The sequence below is a fragment of the Johannesbaptistia floridana genome (assembly GCF_057440575.1).
Genome location: NZ_JALKVM010000114.1, coordinates 1 through 21,162, shown reverse-complemented (window position 1 = coordinate 21,162; position 21,162 = coordinate 1). Strand labels below are relative to the sequence as shown.

The 21,162-nt window shown below is 37.4% G+C and carries 17 protein-coding genes; 5 read left to right on the top strand and 12 right to left on the bottom strand.

Features of this window, described 5'->3' with window-relative positions:
* The 7 genes from MW688_RS08305 to MW688_RS08275 form a co-directional block, all read right to left on the bottom strand.
* On the bottom strand, positions 1–196 hold a 196-nt coding region (locus MW688_RS08305), incomplete at its 3' end, for a hypothetical protein (protein WP_486735489.1).
* 40 nt (positions 197–236) lie between these two features.
* Positions 237–983 (bottom strand): S1 family peptidase, encoded by a 747-nt coding sequence (locus tag MW688_RS08300; RefSeq protein ID WP_486735488.1) that lies wholly within the window; start codon positions 981–983, stop codon positions 237–239.
* A 138-nt stretch (positions 984–1,121) separates the two neighbouring features.
* Positions 1,122–2,009, bottom strand: a complete 888-nt coding sequence (locus MW688_RS08295) for a S1C family serine protease (RefSeq protein ID WP_486735487.1) — start codon at positions 2,007–2,009, stop codon at positions 1,122–1,124.
* Between the two features lie 347 nt (positions 2,010–2,356).
* A complete protein-coding gene (locus MW688_RS08290) occupies positions 2,357–2,926 on the bottom strand; it encodes a COP23 domain-containing protein (RefSeq protein WP_486735486.1) in 570 nt (189 codons plus the stop codon).
* A 237-nt stretch (positions 2,927–3,163) separates the two neighbouring features.
* Positions 3,164–3,739, bottom strand: coding sequence for a COP23 domain-containing protein (locus MW688_RS08285; RefSeq protein WP_486735485.1), 576 nt, complete (start codon positions 3,737–3,739; stop codon positions 3,164–3,166).
* Positions 3,740–4,574: 835 nt separating this feature from the next.
* Positions 4,575–5,255, bottom strand: a complete 681-nt coding sequence (locus MW688_RS08280; protein WP_486735484.1) for a L,D-transpeptidase — start codon at positions 5,253–5,255, stop codon at positions 4,575–4,577.
* Positions 5,256–5,282: 27 nt separating this feature from the next.
* Positions 5,283–6,533 (bottom strand): protein kinase domain-containing protein, encoded by a 1,251-nt coding sequence (locus MW688_RS08275; protein ID WP_486735483.1) that lies wholly within the window; start codon positions 6,531–6,533, stop codon positions 5,283–5,285.
* A gap of 612 nt (positions 6,534–7,145) precedes the next feature.
* On the opposite strand from MW688_RS08275, the gene MW688_RS08270 reads away from it, so the two are divergent.
* On the top strand, positions 7,146–7,376 hold the full coding sequence (locus tag MW688_RS08270; protein WP_486735482.1) for a hypothetical protein: 231 nt from the start codon (positions 7,146–7,148) through the stop codon (positions 7,374–7,376).
* A 992-nt stretch (positions 7,377–8,368) separates the two neighbouring features.
* Here the strand turns inward: MW688_RS08270 and MW688_RS08265 are convergent.
* The 3 genes from MW688_RS08265 to MW688_RS08255 form a co-directional block, all read right to left on the bottom strand.
* Positions 8,369–9,745 carry an alkaline phosphatase family protein gene (locus tag MW688_RS08265; RefSeq protein WP_486735481.1) on the bottom strand — a complete coding sequence of 459 codons (1,377 nt, stop codon included), beginning with the start codon at positions 9,743–9,745 and terminating at the stop codon, positions 8,369–8,371.
* 85 nt (positions 9,746–9,830) lie between these two features.
* Entirely contained in the window at positions 9,831–11,060 is a 1,230-nt protein-coding gene (gene eboE / locus MW688_RS08260) for a metabolite traffic protein EboE (RefSeq protein ID WP_486735480.1), read from the bottom strand.
* Positions 11,061–11,076: 16 nt separating this feature from the next.
* Positions 11,077–12,285, bottom strand: coding sequence for a 3-dehydroquinate synthase (locus tag MW688_RS08255; protein WP_486735479.1), 1,209 nt, complete (start codon positions 12,283–12,285; stop codon positions 11,077–11,079).
* Positions 12,286–12,489: 204 nt separating this feature from the next.
* Between MW688_RS08255 and MW688_RS08250 the strand changes: the two genes are divergently transcribed.
* From MW688_RS08250 to eboC, 3 genes are all read left to right on the top strand, one after another.
* Positions 12,490–13,326, top strand: coding sequence for an EboA domain-containing protein (locus MW688_RS08250; protein ID WP_486735478.1), 837 nt, complete (start codon positions 12,490–12,492; stop codon positions 13,324–13,326).
* Between the two features lie 300 nt (positions 13,327–13,626).
* Positions 13,627–14,610, top strand: coding sequence for a TatD family hydrolase (locus MW688_RS08245; protein ID WP_486735477.1), 984 nt, complete (start codon positions 13,627–13,629; stop codon positions 14,608–14,610).
* A gap of 26 nt (positions 14,611–14,636) precedes the next feature.
* Positions 14,637–15,542, top strand: coding sequence for a UbiA-like protein EboC (gene eboC / locus MW688_RS08240; RefSeq protein ID WP_486735476.1), 906 nt, complete (start codon positions 14,637–14,639; stop codon positions 15,540–15,542).
* Positions 15,543–15,791: 249 nt separating this feature from the next.
* On the opposite strand, the gene MW688_RS08235 is transcribed toward eboC, so the two are convergent.
* Together MW688_RS08235 and MW688_RS08230 are read right to left on the bottom strand one after the other, a co-directional pair.
* Positions 15,792–17,984, bottom strand: coding sequence for a putative PEP-binding protein (locus MW688_RS08235; RefSeq protein WP_486735475.1), 2,193 nt, complete (start codon positions 17,982–17,984; stop codon positions 15,792–15,794).
* Positions 17,985–18,002: 18 nt separating this feature from the next.
* Positions 18,003–20,414, bottom strand: a complete 2,412-nt coding sequence (locus tag MW688_RS08230) for a GH116 family glycosyl hydrolase (RefSeq protein WP_486735474.1) — start codon at positions 20,412–20,414, stop codon at positions 18,003–18,005.
* Positions 20,415–20,520: 106 nt separating this feature from the next.
* On the opposite strand from MW688_RS08230, the gene MW688_RS08225 reads away from it, so the two are divergent.
* Complete coding sequence (locus MW688_RS08225; RefSeq protein WP_486735473.1) at positions 20,521–20,901, top strand: hypothetical protein; 381 nt, start codon at positions 20,521–20,523, stop codon at positions 20,899–20,901.
* The last annotated feature ends 261 nt before the right edge of the window (positions 20,902–21,162 follow it).

Below are 21,162 nucleotides of genomic sequence, written 5' to 3'. Positions count from 1 at the left end.
GAACTTGGTCCATCCCAGGTTCGTCTATTGGTTGTGAGGGAATATTTGGAACTTGGTCCATCCCAGGTTCGTCTATTGGTTGTGAGGGAATATTTGGAACTTGTGAATACAAATATTCATTGGCTGATGTGGTGGTTATTGTGAATACAGTAGATAGTAAGAAAATACCACTGAGTAGATAAAATTTTTTTGACATTGAGATTTTCTCCTTTGATTAAAAAAAATTAATAAAAAATTTACCAAGTAACTTCACGTATTGGAGGCTCATCTAGATTGACTGAGCCATTATCTGGTTCGGGATCAGGTAGAGGTACAATTGGGGTATTTGTAGAAAGATAGGGTGCTAAAGTATTTTCAATAACATTGATGGGAATTCCTTGAAATATGCTCTGATCTTCTTCATTTACACCTCGATGAATACCGACAAGTTGATTTTGTTCGTTAAATACAGGACCTCCACTCATTCCTCCCCTCATGGGATTATCTGCTTGAGCAGCTTTATAAGTTAAATTTTCTTGAGGTGTTGGACTAACTATCGTTAAAGGAATAGTGGTCAATTGTTCCGTATCCTGAGGATATCCTAAAGCAAACACTGATTCTTGCGGGCTCACTGGAGGGTTTGCTTTTCTTAGTTCGGCTACAGGGCGATCGCTGCTACTAGCTATACATTTAAATAAAGCTATATCCCCATTGGGATTTCTAAAATCGTCGGGATCCTTAATATCGCCATCGTACTCAATCTCTTGGTTTATCATACATCGTTCTGGAGGCCCATCAAAGCCTCCACCAGTAGACTGTAATTCGATTCTATATGAACCTATACCTTCTGTAAATACATGAGAATTAGTAATGATAAAATAGCTATCTTCCTTAGAGTCTATCACTACTCCACTACCCGCTTGCTCTCCTTCATCATTCGTCCAACTCGTATTGACAATACTAACTGTAACTAACCTAGCTTCAGAACTTACAGTTTCTGCCATCACTGGTTTTACTATAAATAGGCATAAAAGTGGATAAATTAATTTTATAGACAATTTAGTTGCTAAATTCACAAATTACACTCCTTAATAACTTGAGCTCCGATTTTTAAAAATTTTCTCTTATTTTATAACTATTATTTAAAAATCTTTCAACAAATTTCTTTTTTGAGAAGATTCTGACACACCAAAGGATAGTCCATAACCTCTGGGAAAATAATAAACCAAAGTTTCAGAAGGTATTGCCCAACTAGAACTGGATAATAATTCCAATGCTTGATTCGGTGGTATTCCGAGGGAATTTATGACTCTTTCTCCATTTTTATAAAGATAGAGGTCCTCATTGAGAAAAATCATGGGATTTCCCATGCCATTAATACCCACTACTTGCCCATACTCATTAAAAAGAGGGCCTCCACTCATGCCTCTGGGAACGCTAACATAATATCCCAATTGATAACCTTCTTGCATTGGCTTATCTAGACGACGAGAAACCTCACTTATTTCTGTACAACTAAAACCATCTAAATCTACAGTGTGACCAGAAGTTTCACTAGGATAACCTGCGGCCATAACTTGTTTTACTTGTGTTGATTCAGCTATGGTAGCAATTTGATAAATATTTTCGCTTTCAAATTGCAAAATAGCCAAGTCTCTACCAGTTATTTGACCATGGTCATAGCGAACCACAAGAGATGCTTGATGTGTTTTCCCATCTGCTGTTTTGATTGCAAAAAACTCTTTATCTCCTGGGATAACATGACCATTGGTGACTAGTACATAAGTTGCTGGTTCTTGTTTTTGCAGAATAACTCCTGACCCTGAACTTGATTCACCCAAAATCTGAACACTAACCTCCTTTGCTTGAGTACATAGTTGGGCTGGAGGTATTTTTGATGGTTCTGATAGTTCTAGAGTATCAGCCATAGTTTTTGAGCTTTCCCAAAGAAAATCAGTTATTCTAGACAATTCTGTGGCTAAGATAATAGCAGCCCCTAGTATAATAATTTTGGATGTTCTTTTGTTCATAGTTACTAATTTTGTAGACAAATCTACTCAAGTTTTATAAGGTCTAAATCTTATCGGGCTAACTACAAGCCTATCTATAGAGTCACCGCCATAAAGATTATCGACCATTACTATAGACTATATCTGCCTCAATATTTCTCGATAGAAAGCAGGGAGCAGGGTTTTCGGCTTTAACGTACTGGTGCTTTTATCTGAGATATACTTAAGCTTTAATCCTATTATCTAAGAAATAAGACAATAATATAAGTCTATTTTTGGCTTTCTACACCAAAAATAGACTTATACACTTGTTGACATTAAAAACTTGACATTAAAAACCTATTCCTCTGAGATTCTCCATGATTCTATTAGTTTTCAGGAGAATTACTTATCCACAATACCACATTTATTCCATGCAACTGTCTATTAGGTGACTCTAATAAGGTACCATTGTGCAACAATGGAGTTGCCTCACCTGTTTTAGCGTTAGACCTCGCTAATGTTTCAAGCATGGTTTGAGGATCATCACTATGTCTCAAAGTCATTAACAAGTTATCTTCGGAACAATTAATAGGTTGGTTTGTTGGAGCATTGGGAGAAGAACAAAGAACTGGAGTTCCATTCATTCTTCCCTCTACTACGTATCTTAATTGTCCATTTCGATTGATTCTATCGAATCTTTCTGAGACTATGTCACAACGTACTTCTGGTGGATACTCTGGTCCAAAGTCTGTTGTACTCCAAATAACTACAGTTCGAGAATCTGGTCTTATGTTATGAGTTACCACGGTAGCTGGCTTGCCTTGATATGAACCACAAGTGAATGTTGCAGAAATACGCTTTGCTTGAGCTGTAGTAGGTTGACTAAAATTAGCAACTGACATAGAAGCGATCGCTAAACCGCCTAGTAAGAAATGACCGATGTTTTTAAGTTTCATAGCGCCATCACCCTTAATATTTTATTTATTTGTAATAATAGTTTTTATCATAGCACATAAATTTACTACTTATACATAATAGTACCTAAATTTTAAGATTTTTTGAGCTAATAAAATTAATGTTGGGTTGAGTGCTGATCTCGAAGAGATCTCGCTCCTAGGCGAGTACACCCAACCTACAAAATGCTCAAAGAGTTGGTCACAAATTTACTGATAACAATTTCAAACCTATTGGCCTTACATATCTGATTGAGGAGAGTTACTTATCCACAATACCACATTTATTCCATGCAACTGTCTATTAGGTGACTCTAATAAGGTACCATTGGGCAACAATGAAGTTGCATCACCTGTTTTAGCGTTAGAAGTCGCCAATTGTTCAATCAGGCTTTGAGGATCATCACTAGGTCTCAAAGTCATTAACAAGTTATCTTCGGAACAATTAATAGGTTGGTTGGTTGGAGCATTGGGAGAAGCACAAAGAATCGGATATCCATTCATTCTTCCCTCTACTAGGTATCTTAATTGTCCATTTTGGTTGATTCTCTCGAATCTTTCTGAGACCATGTCACAACGTACTTGTGATGAATAACCTGGTCCCAAGTCTGTAGTATTCCAAACAATTAGAATTCGAGAATCTGGTCTTATATTACTAGTGGCCACAGTGGCAGGCTTGCCTTGATATGAACCACAAGTGAATGTTGCAGGAATAGGTTTTCCTTGAGCTGTAGTAGGTTGATTAAAATTAGCAACTGACATAGAAGCGATCGCTAAACCACCTAGTAAGAAATGACCAATGTTTTTAAGTTTCATAGCGCCATCAACCTTCTTAATATTTTATTTATTTGTAATAATAATTTCTAGTATTGCACATAAATTTACTACTTATACATAATAATACCTAAATTTTAAGATTTTTTGATGACATAGAAGCGATCGCTAAACCACCTAGCAACAAATGACCAATGTTTTTAAGTTTCATAGCGCCATAGCCCTTAATATTTTATTTATTTGTAATAATAATTTCTAGTATTGCACATAAATTTACTACTTATACATAATAATACCTAAATTTTAAGATTTTTTGATGACATAGAAGCGATCGCTAAACCACCTAGCAACAAATGACCAATGTTTTTAAGTTTCATAGCGCCATAGCCCTTAATATTTTATTTATTTGTAATAAGAGTTTTAATCATAGCACATAAATTTACTACTTATACATAATAGTACCTAAATTTTAAGATTTTTTTAGCTAATAAAATTAATGTTGGGTTTCGTGCCTCAACCCAACCTACAAAATGCTCAAAGAGTTGGTCACAAATTTACTGATAACAATTTCAAACCTATTGGCCTTACATACAGGGCTATTTCATTCATTTTTTTATTTCAAAATGTAACGTTTAAACAGTAGGCTTTTTACTATGTTTTTTAAAAGAAAAATAAATCCGAGATTTATTATTAGCAAAAAAGCCCCTCTCCCTGCTCCGGTGCTCCCTGCTCCGGTGCTTCTCCTCACCATTTTCGCGGATTAAGAACGAAATAGCCCTGGCCTTGCATATCTGATTGAGGAGAGTTATTTATCCACAATACCACATCTATTCCCTGTAATTGTCCATTGGGTGACTGATACAGAACTAAAAGTTAATTATGGTACTACTTTAACTTTGGTACCAATGCTTACCCGACTATAAAGGTCGATAATATCTTGATTGTGCATTCTCACACAACCATGGGATACAGCTTGACCAATTAGGCTAGGATGAGGAGTTCCATGAAAACCAACTTGAACTTTATTATTTGTCCAAAAGCCAATCCAAGCGATTCCCAAAGGGTTTCTATTTCCAGGAGGAATCACTTCTCCTGTAAAAGGATTTCTCCAAGTGGGATAATATTCCATGATGAATATATAAAACTCCCCTTGAGGAGTTTCCCAGCCTTGTCTACCTATAGCCACAGGATATGTAGTTTGTAATTGACCTGCTTGATATAAATATAGAAGGCGGTCACTCAAATCTAAAACTAAATATGGTTCTAGATATTGTAAATTATTACTTTCTTCAGGAGATGTTTCTAATCTCTCTGGTAGCAATTGGGGTAATTTTGACTTTTGAGTGGTAAAACCATCTTCTAGATTTTTAGTAGCTGCTTGAGTATTTTGGATTGCAAAAATATTGCTTAAAACTAAAACTAAGCAGATAAAAGAAGATATTGAAGTTGGTATGTATAATACTGATTTGACAATTTTTCCTACTTTTGCCTTTTGCCTGGGGTATCTAGCCAGACTTATTGCGGTTTTGGATGAACAATTGAGCGATCGCCGAACCATTTTTAACTCCTCAAAATTTTTCAATCATTAGCAGTCAAAATTCCAAATATAACATGGTTCTTTTGGTGGGGGGTCGGGAATTTTTTCATGGTCTATTGAGGGAATTGGTGGTTGTGGTTGCGGTTGTGGTTGTGGTTGCGGTTGTGGTTCTGGTTGTGGTTGTGGTTCTGGTTGTGGTTCTGGTTGTGGTTCTGGTTCTGGTTCTGGTGGTATTACTGGTGGGGTTGGTTCTTCTGGTTGTGGTGGTATTACTGGTGGATTTGGTGTTGGTGTTTCTTGCCGCAATAGGATCAAGATTATCGCCATTAATACTACAATTATTCCTCCTAAAACCAGAGGTAGCCACAATTTACTTAATTCGGGAGTCTTTTTAACTTTCTGAGAATCTTTGTTTATCTGAGGTTGAGTCTTATTTTCTGGTTTTGGGTTGGTTGGAGTATTTTTGGCTTTTATGGGTGGCGAAGTTCCTTCAAGTACTGTTAACATTTCTGTAGCTGATTCAAAGCGTTTACTTACTTGAGGGTGAATAGCACCATCTATTACTAAAGCTAATTTAGGTTCTATTTCTGGTATATGTTTGCGCCAGATAATTTCCCCTGTATCACTATTTGTTTCTAAATCTTCTGGTGTACGACCAGTTAAGAGGTAAATCGCTGTTATACCTAAACTGTAAAGGTCGCTGGACTCTACAGGACTTCCCGAGGCTTGTTCTGGTGATATATAACTTAATTTATTAGTTTTAGGCTTTTGAGGGCTTAATATTTGCCTCACTGATCCAAAATTTACTAATACAGGTAATTTATCCTTACTGCGTAGAATAATGTTTTCTGGTTTAATATTGCGATGAATAATTTTTTGACTGTGAATATATTCTAAAACTTTTAAAATATCTGCAATGATTTTACTTGTCCTTTTAGTGCGAGACTCTAAACTCCCTTGTTGAAATTGTTCGTGTTTTAAATTGATACCTCGTATCCATTCATGAACTAAGTAAAATGTCCCACCTTCAGAAAAGTAGTCATATAATTCAGGTATTTGACTATGATTTTGGCCTAACTTTTTTAAGACAGCACATTCTTGTTGAAATTTTTCTTCTAGAGTAAATTCAGGAGTTAACATATCTGAGTTGAGTTTCCTGATTACACATTTAGATTTAGAAGTCATACTAGTATCTGTGGCCAAGAATGTTTCTTCCAAGTCTTCTGTCGCCAAAGGTCCAAGAATGCGATAACGGTCATTTAGTATAGTATTTTCGGTAATTTGTGATTGCTGATACATAATAATCTCAACTCAGTAATCTTTAAATATTATGTTAGCTCAAAAGATGTTGTAATTGGTTCAACAGACTTCTAATAGTATCTAAGATTATACTTGGTTCAGCAGGAGCGATCGCCCCCTAAATGGTTACGAGAAATTGCTTGTTTGAGTTTAAATGCTTTAACTGCTAAGACACCTACTTATGATTTAGTTAAAGAAGCTTTAAACTAAGCTGATGAAAAAACTAGCAACCTTGATCTCATATCTTGCACTCCTAAAAAAGTACTAAATAGGCCAACAGGCGAAAATCAATTTTTAAGTGGTTAGGATCAATTCTTTTACTTCAATACTTATTACTTCAAGACTTCAAAACTCCTAATTCATCCCCCACCAGTAACTTTTGATAAAGATGCTTTGGTGTGAGTTAACGCACCCTACTTTTTTAGATTGAAATTTGTTATGCTAATCTAATTGATGAATTTTTGTTAAAACTTACAGATATACAGTACCATGTTACTAGCTTATTTATTGGTTGAGGCTCTAGTTAACTCTGCATTTACACCACAAAGTAATATAAACGAAAATATGGTTATTGCTCAATCTCGTGTTCTGTATGAATGCACGCAAAACGGAGTGAGTCCTGCTATATCAGATTCTCAATTACAAGATGGATTTTACTGTCTAATACCTGTTTCCGCTGGTAAGTGTATAGGTTATGCTGATGGATTCGGATATAGCCGTATTAACAATACAGATCCTAGAGGGATGATAGATTGTGATGGTGTTACAATTGTCGAGGACAGACTAGACGGGGAAAAGTATTATCGATTTAGCCATAAAGATCAATTTATTTTAGAAAACTAGTGTTTTTACCTAGTTTTTATTGATAAAAACCTACTTACTTTTTATCTCCTGCTATCTAAAATTATACTGTGTTCAGCACGGGCGATCGCTTATACTCATATCTTGCACGCAAATACAAAAGTACAGAAATTGGCTAACAGGCGAGAATCAATTTTTAAGGGGTTAGGATCAATTCTTTTACTTCAAGACTTCAAGACTTCTTACTTCAAGACTTCAAAACTCATTTAAAGGCGATCGCCAAATTCTTGTTTTATTTGCGTCAGTTATATAGCCATATAAATAAGTTATGAGTTGATTGTGCCTTTCCTCTTTCCTTGGCTCATATCTTGCACGCAAGTACAAAAGTACAGAAATTGACCAACAAGCTACTACTTCAAAACTCATTACTCATTACTTATTACTTATTACTCATCTGTTGGTGCGTTACGGGCTTCGCCCTAACACACCCTACAACTACAACTCATTACTCATTACTCATTACTCATTACTCATCTGACGGTGCGTTACGGGCTTCGCCCTAACACACCCTACAACTACAACTGATTAGTCATTACTCAACCACAACCAGTAACATGACGGTTTTGATGCTTTGGTGTGAGTTGTTGGGTTTCGTGACCAAGGGCCCAACCTACAGGCTACTTCAAAACTCATTACTCATTACTTATTACTTATTACTCATCTGACGGTGCGTTACGGGCTTCGCCCTAACACACCCTACAACTACAACTGATTAGTCATTACTCAACCACAACCAGTAACATGACGGTTTTGATGCTTTGGTGTGAGTTGTTGGGTTTCGTGACCAAGGGCCCAACCTACAGGCTACTTCAAAACTCATTACTCATTACTTATTACTTATTACTCATCTGTTGGTGCGTTACGGGCTTCGCCCTAACACACCCTACAACTACAACTGATTAGTCATTACTCAACCACAACCAGTAACATTAGGGTTTTGAGGCTTTGGTGTGAGGTAAAGTCGGGAGAGCCTATTAATTAGCCTGTAAATGATTCAATATCAATTGAAATACATTGACTGCTTCAATTTTACTTTCTGGTAACAAGTTTACCTGATGAGTAATGAATACTGGACAGTCTTGTGGTGTAGAAGGAATATGACCGTGAGACCCTTTAACTAAATTAGCATCTAAGGGAATTACATCCATCAGGTAACGAAACCCTAATTGTTTTTGCAAGAGTTTTAAGCCAATTTTAAGTTGAGGAATCTTAATCTCAGGATCCAGGAATAGTTCTACAGGATCGTAGCCAGGCTTACGATGAATATCTACTGTTCTAGCAAAATCTGGAGCTAAATCATCATTTAACCAGTAATAGTAAGTAAACCAAGCTTCTGGTCTGGCTACAGCAATTAAATCACCACTACGTTGATGGTCTATATTATATTTTTGCTTACCGACACTTTCTAAAACTAGATCAATCCCGGGTGTATTTTCCAGTAAACTTTTAACCTTTGATAGTACCTCAGGGTTATTGATATACACATGAGCAATTTGGTGATCAGCTACTGCAAATGCTTGACTAGCACCAGCATCTAGCATTTCCCGGCCTAACTCTTCTCTTACTTCTAATAGTTCTGCTTCTCTAAGAATACGGTTAATGTGAACAGGTTGGTTAACAGGGGTAATCCCATATTCAGAAAGTAAAATAACCTGGACACCTCGGTTTTCATAAAAATTAATCAAATTATCGCAAAGATCATCAATTTCCTGAAGATCTTTGGTTATCTGAACTGGTTCACAGCCAATTTTTTGTAAGCAATAATCTAGATGAGGTAAATAAATAAGTGTCAAAGTAGGACTTACCTGAGTTTCTAAATATTTAGCAGACTCTGCAATCCATTGACTAGATTCTATTGAGGTAGATGGTCCCCAAAATTTAAATAGAGGAAATTGCCCTAAGTTTGTTTGAAGTTGGTTACGCAAGTACGCAGGATGGGTATAAATATCTGGAATTTTGCGACCATCTGCCGGGTACATGGGTCGAGGTGTGACTGCGTAGTCAACATTGGAGTACATATTGTACCACCAAAATAAATTAGCACAGGTAAAAGAAGGGTCTATCTCACGAGCTACTTCCCAAATTTTAGGTGATTCTACTAACTTATTTGACTGTCGCCAAAATTTCACTTCACAACTCTCACGAAAGTACCAACCGTTAGCAACAATTCCAGTTTGGCTTGGCCATTTTCCGGTTAAATAGGTACTTTGAGCTGTACAGGTTACTGCTGGTAGCACTGGTTGAATCGTAGCCATTTTTCCAGCATTTACCCAATTACTCAATTTTGGTGTGTACTTCCCGATTAGTTTTGGGCTTAAGCCAACCACATTAATAACAACTGTTCTTTTCATGAATCTAATTATCTACAAGTATATATCTCACATCTTCCACGTTTAGCATTAATTCTTTAACTCATTACTTAAAGACGTAAAGACTTCAAGACTCAAAAGGTAAAGAGTCTAACACCCACTGATATTCTCGCTGAATAGAATCAATAATATCTAGTTTCATCTCTGGAGGCAAAACTTCCCATGTATAAGTTTCAATTTCTAGATGATTACAAAATGAAACTTCAGAGAGTAATTGAAAAATACTAATAATATGGTCTTGGGTGGAGCTAAAGGAACGATAGTTTTTGATAAAGATGGGCACATGGAAATGAGTACGCCATTCTATACCGGAGCTACTGCTTAAAGCCTCTAGAGATTCGCTCAAATCTCGATAACGATGCAAAGTTCCTGATGAGGTAAGCTCAATCACTTGATGTAAATAGGTAGATTCAGCGAATATTTCTAGATTATGATATATTTGTTGCCGCTCTGACTGAGAAGGTGGAAGGAAAATTTGAATAGCTGAACTTATCTGAAACTTGCCAATAGCGATTCCTGCTTGCTTAAATTTACTTAAAGCTATCGATGGTTCTTCATATTCTACAGCAAAATGACAAGTGTCGTAGCATACTCTAATATGTCTTCTAATCCAAGTTTCAGCTATATTCCTTGTTACCCCAAATTTTTGTTGTAGATAACTTGTTCCTACTGGGAGTAGCCAATCTTGAAAAAAAGCAATTACTTCATCGGCATTTTCTAATAAGGCATCAGGTTCTGGTTCAATATCTAAATGTATTAATTTACCAGTATCTGCTTCAACTTGAGCCATCTGTGCTACTACTTCTGCTAAGTTGAAACTGCAATTTTCCCAAAGATTCTTAAGATAATCTGATTGTGTTTGCCACCAAGGTTTGTATGATAGAGGAACTGTAGAAATGCCACCATCTATTCCTTCTGGTAATACTTTGCTTAAGATGGTAACTAAGCGCTTGGTATATTCTAAACGCTCATTTTTGGACCAATCTGGGGCATAAACCTGGTCTTTAACTACTTGATTATGAAATCCACCGTAGGGAAAACCGTTGATAGTAAATATGTAACAATCTTCCTTGGCTAACCAATCTTGTAATTCTTTTAAGTTATTCTCTGATAGTAGTTCTTCACTAGCTATATTGGCTAGGCGTAAACCAATACCGAAAGAATTCTGGGGCGAAAGTTGTTTTTTAAGCTGAGGAATATAATTTTGTAGGTTGCCAAAGACCTTATGCCAAGTTTCTCCTGGATGAATATTTGTGCAGTAAGTGAGGTGATAGGGATGATCACCTCTAAGACCCATAATTCTCATAAAGATTTCAACAATTGATTGATTGATTAGCTAGTTGAGCGATCGCTTGCCGATATTTCTCTAAATCCACGTGGTGAACTTCTACTCCTTTTCCGATTCTATTAAGCAACATAATTGTAAGTTGACCGCCTAAATGTTCTTGAAACTCTCTTAAGCCTCGGAAAAGGGACTCAGGATGCTCTGGATTATCTAGGTGTTTGCCTAATTCGGGAACATATAGGGAGAAACCCAATGTTTTAAATAAGTTGTAAATTCTGATTAAATCATCTTGGGAAAGTAGCCCACAAAGATAAGAATATGTAGAATCAAGTGCTATACCAATAGCTACGGCTTCGCCGTGGCGCAGACTATAGTTAGTCAATTGCTCTAAACGATGAGCTGCCCAATGTCCGAAATCTAAAGGACGAGAAGATCCCATCTCAAAAGGATCGCCATTACCAGCAATATGTTGCATATGTAGCTGAGCACAGCGATAGATAGCCTTTTCCATAGCGTCTAAGTCTCGTGTTGCGATCGCTTTTGCTTGATTTTCAAGCATTTCAAAAAAAGCGGCATCTTTAATCAAAGCAACTTTTACTGCCTCTGCCATTCCAGCTCGCCAGTCTCTGTCATTGAGGGTTGTTAAAAAATTAGAATCATTTAATACAGCATAGGGAGGGGTAAAAGTTCCCAAAAAGTTCTTCTTGCCAAAAGCATTGATACTATTTTTGACGCCTACTCCTGAATCATTTTGGGCTAATACTGTAGTCGGAATCCGAATCATACGGATGCCTCGGTGGGCTGTAGCTGCCGCATAGCTTACCATATCCAAAACGGCCCCTCCTCCAATACCTATTACATAAGAGTGGCGGCATAGTTTGGCTTTATCCATACTTTCCTGTAATAAGTTGACTATATTTGCATCGTTTTTCGCTACTTCTCCTCCAGGTACTAGAATTGGTGCTACCGTTAACTTTAGTTTATTTTTGTAGCATTTAATGTATTCGTAAATTTTTGCCACAAGTTGTGGATAATACTGTAATAAACCATCATCTACAACTACCATTATTTTTGTAACTGTTGTTTCTCTTTGACTGACAATTACGTCAACCAAAAGAGAGTTATCGCAGTCAAATAGCCCTCGTGTGAAATAAACACCATACTTGAAAGCAACAGTAAATTGCTGTTGTATTAATTCATGTTTATATGTTTTTTTTCCATAATCTGTAGAAATCATGAAAGTAATTTTTGATATTTACTTTAGTTTTGTTAAACTATATCATATAAATACTGAGAATTTCAAATACTAGGAACAAGTTTCAATAAGTTTTGTTAAAATTTAGCGTATAAACACTGAGAATTTTCAAGAATGAAAGGCAACTTCAACAAAAGTACAACGAGTACTCACTTAGTCAGAGTTACTAGCCAAGTCCAGAGCTGGTTGAAAAATCGGTTAACAGAAGAATCTTGGCAATGGTTAATACAAGTAACACAAAAGTTAGAAGAAACTCCTTCAGAGCGGCTTTTGTTTACTTTCTATAGCATGGCTCCACGCAAAGTAGGAAAAGCAGACTTGCTTCTTTCACCAGAAGATGTAGAACTAGCTCAAACCCTACGTACCAACTGGAACCTAAAAAAATGGAGCGTAGATCAGCTAACTCGAACTCTCTTACTGTTGCTTTTTCCTTCCCATAATTCAGATAACTATATAGAAGCTTTGAAAAAGCTTGTAACAGCATCAGATGTAAGTGAACAGGTGGCATGGTATCAAAGTTTACCAGTTCTTCCCCACCCAGAAAGATTTATACCACAGGCAATAGAGGGGCTACGCACGAACATGAATTCTGTGTTTAATGCGATCGCCCTCAACAATCCCTATCCATCTGAATATTTTACTGAACCCTCTTGGAATCAGATGATTCTCAAAGCAATATTTATCGGTAGCAACTTAAGTGAAATACAGGGATTAGAAAAACGAGCTAATGCTAACCTAGCTCGCATGTTATCTGATTATGCCCACGAAAGATGGACAGCAGGACGTAAAGTAAATCCGCAATTGTGGCGTCCTTTTGGTCTGTTTGCTGAGGGTGATTTAATCAAAGATTTAGCTTATATTCTCAAAGAAGGAGAAAATTTTGAGCAAGAAGCCGCAGCATTAGCTTGTGCTAGTTCTTCTGATTTAAAAGCTCGCTCACTTTTAGCTCAAGTTCCTCATTTAGAAGAAAAAATTGCTAATCAACAACTTACTTGGTTAAGTTTTAGCGAGAATCACCCTTAACTCAGCTCTTGCATCTTTACCTAATGTTACTGGTTGGGGTTGAGTAATGAGTAATGAGTAATGAGTAATGAGTAATGAGTAATGAGTTTTGAAGTAAGAAGTCTTGAAGTTTTGAAGTAATATCAAGTCCGTTTAATCAGTTATATTATGAGATATTGATGCAAATACTTAAAAACCATCTCCCGTGCTCCGGTGCTCCCGTGCTCCGGTGCTCCCTGCTCCCGTGCTCCGGTGCTCCCTGCTCCCCCTCTCCCATTTTCGCCTGTTGGCCTATTTAGTACTTTTTTAGGAGTGCAAGATATGAGCTTAAGGTTCATAAGCAATAATGTATTTATTAACAATCAATGGAGAGAAATTATGTTAAACAATCAAATGATGGTTATTGATCCTCATATTCACATGACATCTCGCACTACTTATGACTATTTGATCATGAAACAATATGGAGTGGTTGCGATAATCGAGCCGTCTTTTTGGCTAGGACAACCCCGTACCAATGTAGGTAGCTTTCAAGATTATTTCAACAGTCTGATTGGCTGGGAACGCTTCCGTGCTGCACAATTTGGTATTCGCCATTACTGTACTATATCTCTAAATCCCAAAGAAGCAAATAACGAAAAACTTGCTGAAGAAGTTATGGAACTTCTACCCTTGTACGCATCCAAAGAAGGAGTTGTGGCTATAGGGGAAGTAGGCTTTGATGATATGACCGCAGCAGAAGAAAAATATTTTCGTCTTCAACTAGAATTAGCCAAAGAACTAGATAAGTTAATTTTGGTTCATACCCCTCATCGCAATAAAAAAGAAGGAACAATTCGTAGTATGGAGATTTGTTTAGAACACAAAATAGATCCTCTTCAAGTTGTTATGGACCATGCTAATGAAGAAACTGTAGAAGAAATTTTATCAAGAGGATTTTGGTGTGCATTTTCTATCTATCCCAATACTAAAATGGGAAATGAGCGCATGGTAGAATTAGTTAAAAAATACGGTAGTGAACGCATTATTATTGATAGTGCTGCCGATTGGGGTATGAGCGATTCACTAGCAGTACCAAAAACAGCGCTATTGATGCAACAAAGAGGTATTCCAGAAGAAGATATACAGAAAGTGTGCTACGGTAATGCCCTCAAAGCCTACGGTCAAACTGGGGATATGAAAGAAGATGACTGGCTTAATCCCGATCCAATTGACCAAAGACAATTATACAATGGTAATTCTGTACTTCGAGGACAAACACCAGTGATATCAGATTCAGAAGAACAATCAGTGATCATTCGTTAATTTTGAAGATTTTTTACTATAGTACTATGGAAAATTTAGGCTTCCGGTCTCAGCCAATCTGGGGTTATTTACAACTGATGCGACCTGCTAATATTGTGACAGCATGGGCAGATATTCTCATAGGTTATGCAGCCGCTGGTATAAATACTGAATTTGACCATGTCCCTGTGTCCCTAGTTTGGCTGTTACTATCAACTACTGGTCTATACGGTGGAGGAGTGGTCTTCAACGATGTATTTGATCGAGATTTAGATAAAATCGAGCGTCCCGAAAGACCTTTACCTAGTGGCCGTATTTCTCTAAAACAAGCGACAATCTTGGGAAGCCTACTCTTGGTCATGGGAGTGTTGGCAGCTACACAAGTTTCTCTGATAAGTGGAGCGATCGCTTTATTTGTAGCCTTTGCTGCCTTAAGCTACGATTCCCTGGGCAAAAATTACCCATGGTTGGGACCTTTGAATATGGGTATATGTCGGGGTGGTAATTTATTACTAGGTGTAAGTATATTACCGGAGATGCTTTCTGAACGATGGTTTTTAGCTTTGATACCTATAGTTTATATTGGGGCAGTAACCACAATTAGTCGAGGTGAAGTACAAGGGGGTAATCGCCAAACTGGTTTCTTTGCCATTAGCTTAATTATGTTGATTTTAATTAGTACTTTTGCCCTAAGAATAGTCACTGATTATCATTTTCTCCAAGTACTACCCTTTGATATTTTATTTGCAGCACTGGTATTACCTAGTTTTATTAAAGCCACTCAAGAACCAACTCCCGTTATGATTCAAAAAGCAGTTAAATCAGGGGTTTTATCTTTGATTGTTTTAGATTCGGCGATCGCTGCTGGTTTTGCTGGATTGCCCTATGGTTTAATCATTTTAATGCTTTTACCTTTGTCGATTTTACTGGCTCGTTTATTCGCAGTTACTTGAACTATCGGTTGTGCATCAATACTGCGTAGGTTTTGAATCAAACATATTTATCTTTAGAAAGCACCGGAGCTTCAACATAGGGGTTTTTGGCTTTGTACTTAATCTCCTTTTAAGCTTACTCTAATCAATAATTTTCTGTTAACCGAGTAGTATTGGTTTGTGCATCAAATAAATGTGGGATAACAAATAAGATCATTGCTACTCCATCTGAGATTAACACCTGAGGGGGTTTGGTTGCCAAGAATAATGCTATCTTCTACTATCTAAAATTATACTGTGTTCAGCACGGGAGATCGCCCGATAGGTTTGGGCTATGGCTTGGGTTTCTACAGAAATAGATGTAATGCCCCATTTTACCAAGTCTGTAATTATCTCTGGATATTGTACAGGTCCTTGACCACAAATAGAACAAGGTATATTATTTTTTTTGGCTAATCTAATTAGTTTTTTAATGGCTATTTGCACTGCGGGATGTTTTACTGTCAATTCTGGAGAAATTGAGGGGGATTCGCGATCAATTCCTAATAATAATTGTGTTAAGTCATTAGTGCCAATAGAAATACCCTGAACTCCAGCGGCTACATATTCAGATAACTGAAAAATTACTGAGGGGACTTCTGCCATGATCCAAACTTGAAAGGAAGCATAAGAGAGTAAGCCTATTTCTTCTATTTGGCGATAATAATTTTTAAATTCCTCTACACTGCGAATATAGGGCAAAATAAGTTTAAGATTAACAGAATTTTGCTCCATAACATTTAAGAGTGATTCCAATTGTAACCTAAATAAATCTTGTTTAAATCTCAAACAATCTTCTGGTAAGTCTAAATTAGACCAATCAACAGAACGATAAAATACAGGGAGAGAAGCAAAATTACTAGTAATTTGGGTAATAAATTGAGAAAACTCTTGGAACAATATAGATTTTTCTCTTTCCATCCATACCCCTAAAGGTTGTTTAGCAAGTAAATTCAATAAAAAAAATTCTGAACGTAATAAACCCACTCCATCAATTGGTAAATTAGCCAGTTGAGTAACTGATTCCGGTTGACTGATATTAACTAGGAGTCGGGTAGCAATAGGATAAAAATTGGTTAGGGGGTTAACTTCTTCAGGGAAAGATGGCTTAATTTCCTCAGTCTGTTTAGCTGTATTTTCACTCTTTAATAAATTAATTATTCCTATATCCCCATTTATCTGTATAGTCGTGTTAGTTTTAATCAATTGGGTTGCTCTTTTTACACCCACAACAGCAGGAATACCTAATTCCCTAGCTATAATAGCGCCGTGACTTGTCATCCCACCAGATTCTGTAATGATTCCTGCGGCTTGTTTGATTAAAGGTAAGTAATGGGGAGTGAGAGTTTTTAGGACTAAAATTGGTTTATGTGTAAAATCTTGCTGATAATCATCACCATCGGCAATAACTAAAGCTGCTGCTGTTATTCTCCCGGAAGAAGCGCCTAAACCTTTTAAAACTAGGGGAGAATTATTTTGATGAGCATCCATATTATCGAGAATTTCTGGGGTTACTTGAGTCAGATAAAGTTTAACTGGAGAACTTTTGCAAACAATCCAATGAAATTGGTTAATATTTGGGTATTCTTGGCTTAATTTTACCGCTAAATCAGTTATTTTCTGTAAATTTGTGGCAGTCAATGTGAACTTTTTTTGTTGAGTTTCTGGGAGTATATAGCGATTGAGACTATCTTGCTGTTTATTCAAATTATAGGTAATCATTTTGTTCCCCAATTTTTGGGTTTTTTCTTCCTGATTAAAACGATTGACTTGATAGTTATCAGGTAATACTTCTCCCTGAGTTTGAGATAATTCATAGCCCCAACTAGCGGTGATATTAAACACAGACTGATTAATTTCCGTAGAGCCAGAGGCGATCGCCTGATAGCATGGTTGAATGAGAATAGCGAGTTTAAGATCCTCTAAATTAAATTGATTTTTTTTAGCTAGAAACAAGCTTTTAGCGCTAAATAAATCTGCCCAGATGCTTTTTACCTGTTGAGATAAGCTGTAGGAATTACTTTGGGAAAATTGAGAAGATAGTAGTTGTTGCCACTGTTGTATATTTTCATCAACTCCTGACACAGAAGAAGATAAACTGAGCAAAGGAGTTGATAGTTTATTTACATACTGTAAAATTGAATCCAGCCAATCTTGGGGAAGAGGAAAATTAAGAATTTGTTCACGACTTTGGTTAGCAAAAACTTGTAAAGCTTTCCAATTTTCCACATCAAGCAGACTAAAATCAGCTTTGAGTGTAGCCATCCCCAAGGAAAGCTCTAAAAATTCCTCAAACATATTGCTACTGATAACTAAACCAGATAGCACGGGATAGCCGTGCCGTTGCATTTGACTCAAACTCAAAGCTTTAGAGCCTACAGCTAAGATTTGTTCGGGTTGAATTTCCTTTAGCCAATATAGCATTTTAGACGCTTGCATATCCTAGGCGGAGTTAAGAGTATAATCAATCATCCAGATTGCCATTGCCCGTAAATAGTGACTAGCGCGAAACTTTCCCTCAGGGGTAATAGCTTCTGGAGTACGAAATTGCAATCCATTGGTATAAATTTGTTTTACCACAGTTTCAGCTAGTTTTAAACCTTCTGTAGGCATACCCGAATTAATTAAAAAAGCTGCCAAGGCAAAATTAATTCCGGTCCACACTTCTAATTGATGGGTGCTGTCGGGGTTTTCTGGTTTGCCGTCTAATTTTACGCCATTAGCTGCACCTATTGTACCATCACAGAAGTTAAGAAAACAGCTATTGTAGATAGTTTTGAGGGTTATTTGAGCATATTCTGGGTCTACCACGGGGGGTAATCCCAATAATTGGGTAAAAAATTGACCACAAAGTTGATCTGCCATAACTATTTCAGAATTACTCTGACTATCTAGACGATAATATTGGCCATTCCAGAGTGTTTGGTGATATACTTCCCTGGCTTGTGTTAACCAGGATTGGTAGATTTCCTGGTGAGTTTGCACTCCTTGGGGGTAATCGGGGGGTTGTAATTGAGGATTCATTGGGGGATTATCTAATAAAATATCAGCGATGGCATTAGCTGCTTCTAGAGAGGCAATCCATAAGCCGCCACAGTAGGCGCTAATTCCTTGTAATTCCCAATCATCAAAAGTTTGATCAGGTGCTCCTCCATTTTCTGGTATACCGTCTCCGTCTTGGTCAAACTGTTTTAAATAATTGAGAGTCATGGTGATACTTGGCCAACATTCCCACAAGAAATCAATATCTTGGCTACCAGTTAACACAAAATCCCGGTATACCTGTAAAACAAAATCACAGCTTAAATCTTTCCATTGATTGCAATCTTGATAACTAGTATAGTTAGTTTTTTCCCAGGGGTGTTCATTCGGTGCCCCTAAATCGTGGGGTGTTGCCCCTCTCAACTTACGTACTGCTTCTGCTTGATTGTAGCCTATGACTCGTTTAGTATTGTCTGATTGTGGAATTCCTCTAGCAAAAGCTTCTAAAATTGACTTATCTAGACGTGGCCATAACCTTGCCAAACCCATAGAACCATACAATCTTACATCTATACTTTCGTACCAACGATAATCAAGGCATTCGAGTACAGCAAATTGTCCTACTGGATCATCTTCCGTGGCTGCCGTCCAAATAGTACCCCCTTGACTCAAAAGATATAACTCGTTAAAAAGAGCTGTTTTTAGCCAATTGGGGTAATCAGAACGCTGAATAATGGGAGATTGCCAATCTTGAATTCTATCTTGCCAAGTAGCACTTTGTTTTAAAGCCGTCCGTACCATTGGCCAAGCATTTTTAGCATTACGACCAAAAAAATCCGTATAGCGACGATAATAAGTTACATCTGAGGCAAATTCCATTACAGGTAAATCCCAGGCTAAGACAAAGGGAATTTTGCGAGTTTTACCGGGACGAACTGTGAAACGTACTGCTATTGCCCCTGCTAGTTGTTCTCCTGGGGCTGCGGGGGTTTCATCTTGTTTATCCCCTAACGACCCATTTCTGGCGAAATCATCCCATACTGCCGACCCATCTTCTTTAGGATTCCAGCGAGTTTGATAAAATACTTCTAAACTAGGATTAAGGATACTCGCGATACAAAACTGTCCTTCTCCTTCTTTTACCTCATCATGGAGTTGAATACGGTTAAATAGACAGCCGACGCGATAACTATCTTGAATCCATTGATTATAATTACCTGTACTATCTCCCCACCGGGGCTGATACTGATAGATTGGGCTTCCATCATCTCTGATAGTTACTTCAGGGGATTTAATCGCATTTGTAAACCAACCGACCATGTTTTGCCAACTGAACATAATACTTATAGTAATTGGTCTGTCCGTAGGATTATAGGCAGTCCATTCAAACACGGCGATAGGGTAACTGGATTCTTGATAATTTTTGGCCCAAATCGGCGAAAATTGTTCACAAACTAACTCGGTTTGAAAAACTCCCTGATATTCAAACCAACTACGGGGATAGAGGGCGTGATAGGTTCCCTTTTCGGAAGGATACCAACGCCAAGATGATAAACTGCCATCATCAGGAGCCTTTGTAGACATAGCATAGGCTTGGACTTCTCCCACTTCTGGCTGTTCAAAAACACTGAATTGACAGGCATCAAGACTACGAAAAATATGTTCACCAGCGTCTAAATGCCACAGATTAAAATCACCACGGGAGGAACGTCCCAGACAGCCTGCGCCAAAACCCCCTAGGGGCATACCGTGCCAGGGACCATCATCTAGATTACTTGCATAGCGTACTGTGTAGGGGTTTGGCCAACCCTTACCAATAGGACGCTGCCAGGTACAATTAGGAATTTGAGGACGAGATATTGGATAAATCATAGTTTTATTTTATTGAATCTAAATAAGAGATAGAATAGAATAAATTATTAAAAAAAGATTAATAGTTTTCAAAAAAAACATACTGAATCATTAGGAGCAAGATACGATGACAACAGTAGAAACAACTCATGATAACGGCAACAAAACTGAAGATCAGGAAAACCAAGAAACAGCGATTTCTGTACAACATCCCAATGCCGCTAGACCAGGTTTACAGCTAAAACTAAGTACAGAACATCAGTTACCAGGTAATCGCCCTGTAGAAGCTAATCATCTACAAATTGTAAAAACCTTTTCTTCTATGGGGGCAGAGCGCCCTATTACTAAGGGTAATCTCAACACAACTGGTGAGATTATTCTCTCCGGTAGTCGCCCTATATCAGCTAAGACGTTACAAATTAGTGAAACTTATTCTGTTATGGGCAATCGCCCTGTTGCTTCTAACCAAATCGATAATCCTACTACTCTTATGGGTTATATTGACTAATTTAACAGTTTATCAAAAGACTGCAAAATCTTCCCGTCATAGCCTTTGCTTGACGGGTTGTTAATTATTTTTTTATAATTACAATTTATGGTTAGGAGGCGATCGCACTTACAGTAGCTTGGGTTGAAGAATCAAACCCAACAATCTCCATCTGGGAATGATATGTGTTGGGTTGCACTCTCGTTTAACCCAACCTACCTTGATAATTTCTCTAAATGCGATCGCACTTACAGTAGGTTGGGTTGAAGAATCAAACCCAAC